Source organism: uncultured Campylobacter sp. (assembly GCF_938045595.1).
Lineage (GTDB): Bacteria > Campylobacterota > Campylobacteria > Campylobacterales > Campylobacteraceae > Campylobacter_B.
Window position 1 is genome coordinate 1 of record NZ_CALIBB010000004.1, and the last position, 2125, is coordinate 2125.

The following is a 2125-nucleotide window of genomic DNA, read 5'->3' on the forward strand; positions in this document are numbered from 1 at the left end:
GAGAGCCTGCAGGCAATGCTTTACGCGGCGATTTAGAAAGATCGTCCGCACCGCTAGAAGCAGGACTTTGCGCGGTAGAATTTATGGAATTTTCTGAAGCGGAATTTGCCGCGGTAAAATTTACGTCCGATCCGTCATTTGCCGAATTTACGGCGGAATTTACGGAAGCGATAGAATTTGCGGAATTTTGCGAATTGCCGTTTGCGGAATTTTGTACTGATGAATTCTGGCGTGCGGGCTCTACGGGAAGCTTCGGCGCGGTTACGTTTTGCTCGGCGATCTTATCAAGCTCCTTTTGAATCAATGCTTCCTTCTGTGCAGCGCTTAAACGAGGCTTTTTACCGCGAGAATCGGAAGGGCTTTCGGAGGCTTGTTTGCGCGAGCTTTGCTGCAACGCGGCTTTATTGCCCGAAAATACGAGATCCAAAACCGCGTAGGTAACCGCACCGCTTAAAAAGCATAAGATTACGACAAAGGCGATCGCTATGTAATTGATCGGGCGCTTTTTGCGGCGCCCGCGTGGATTTGTATTAGCCAAAGCTCAGCCGAAATCAGTTTTTATCTTTATTTACGAGCTTACCTTTGGCGATCCACGGCATCATCGCGCGAAGCTTATCGCCGGTTTTGGTAAGCAAGCTGTTTGCCGTGATATTGCGCTCGGCGTTCATCCGTACATAGCCCGCCTTGCGCTCGAGGATGAAGTCTTTTGCAAATTTGCCGTTTTGGATCTCCTTTAGCACCTCTTTCATCGCCGCTTTGCTGCTTTCGTTTACGACGCGGTTGCCGCTTACGTAATCGCCATATTCCGCGGTGTTTGAGATCGAATAGCGCATATCTGCCATGCCGCCTTGATAGATGAGATCCACGATCAGCTTCATCTCGTGCTGGCACTCAAAATACGCCATCTCAGGCTCGTATCCCGCCTCGACGAGGATCTCAAAGCCCGCGTTGATGAGCGCGCAAAGTCCGCCGCAAAGCACCGCCTGCTCGCCGAAAAGATCGGTCTCGGTCTCTGCTTTAAAAGTCGTTTCGATGATGCCAGTGCGGCCGCCGCCGATCGCGCTTGCGTAGCTTAGAGCAAGCTCTTTGGCTCTGCCGCTTTCGTTTTGCGAAACGGCGATCAGCATCGGTACGCCGCCGCCGCTTACAAACTCGTTGCGGACGGTGTGACCCGGGGCTTTCGGAGCGATCATAATGCAGTCGACACCCTTTGGAGGGACGATCTGTCCGAAGTGGATATTAAAACCGTGCGCGAACGCAATCGCGTTGCCCTCGCTTAAGCTCGGCTCGATCTCCGCTTTGAAAATGTCGCTTTGAAACTCATCGGGCGTTAGGATCATCACAAGATCAGCGGCCTTCGTAGCCTCGCCGACGCTCATTACTTTAAAGCCCTTTGCCTCGGCCTTGCTCCAGCTCGCGCCGCCCTTTTTAAGACCCACGATGACCTCTACGCCGCTATCTCGCAAATTTTCGGCGTGAGCGTGCCCCTGCGAGCCAAAGCCGATCATAGCGACCTTTTTAGCCTTAATCAAACCTAAATCGCAATCTTTGTCGTAAAAAACGTTTATTGCCATAACGCATCCTTTTTTAAAAATTTAGGCGAGATTGTAGCTAAAATTTGCTTTTACGTAGATAAACCGCGCGCCGCAAGGGCGGATAAAGAAATTTTGAGCTATCATTGAGGCATAATTTAGCTTTAAAAGGGGCGAAAATGAAAGTGGGATTTATCGGCGGCGGAAATATGGGCGAGGCGATGATCGCCGCACTTTGCAGAGCCGGCGGGCGAGATTGCGCAGCGGGCGGAGAAAATTTTACAGAGGATAAAGAAAATTGCACGGCGGGCGGAGAAAATTCCGCGCACGACGGGCGGAATTTTATGCCAGATACTCAAAGCTTTGCGGCTTGCGGGCGGAATTCCGCAAATTTAGAGCAGGATTTTGCTAGCCACGAACGTGATTCCGCCTGCGCGCAGCCCGCCTCCGATACAAAGCTTCAAGTCCTAGCTTATGCTAGAAGTAAAAACGAAGTCTTACGCAAGCGCTACGGCGTGCAAATTTTACAAGGCGAGACGCAGCTGGCGCATGCAGCGGATATTATCGTGCTCGCGACCAAGCCCGCCAGTTAC

At 51.6% G+C, this 2125-nt stretch carries 2 protein-coding genes and 1 pseudogene; 1 reads left to right on the top strand and 2 read right to left on the bottom strand.

Annotation, left to right across the window (positions count from 1 at the left end):
* Both Q0340_RS00055 and ilvC read right to left on the bottom strand, forming a co-directional pair.
* A partial coding sequence (locus Q0340_RS00055; RefSeq protein WP_298081644.1) for a hypothetical protein occupies positions 1-538 on the bottom strand: 538 nt, incomplete at its 3' end.
* 13 nt (positions 539-551) lie between these two features.
* A complete protein-coding gene (gene ilvC, locus Q0340_RS00060; protein ID WP_298081645.1) occupies positions 552-1574 on the bottom strand; it encodes a ketol-acid reductoisomerase in 1023 nt (340 codons plus the stop codon).
* Between the two features lie 137 nt (positions 1575-1711).
* On the opposite strand from ilvC, the pseudogene Q0340_RS00065 reads away from it, so the two are divergent.
* A pseudogene (locus tag Q0340_RS00065) lies at positions 1712-2125 on the top strand (pyrroline-5-carboxylate reductase); the annotation flags it as partial.

Excerpts from the sequence above, each read along its gene's own strand:
- ilvC (WP_298081645.1), bottom strand. The coding sequence starts at position 1,574 with ATGGCAATAAACGTTTTTTACGACAAAGATTGCGATTTAGGTTTGATT.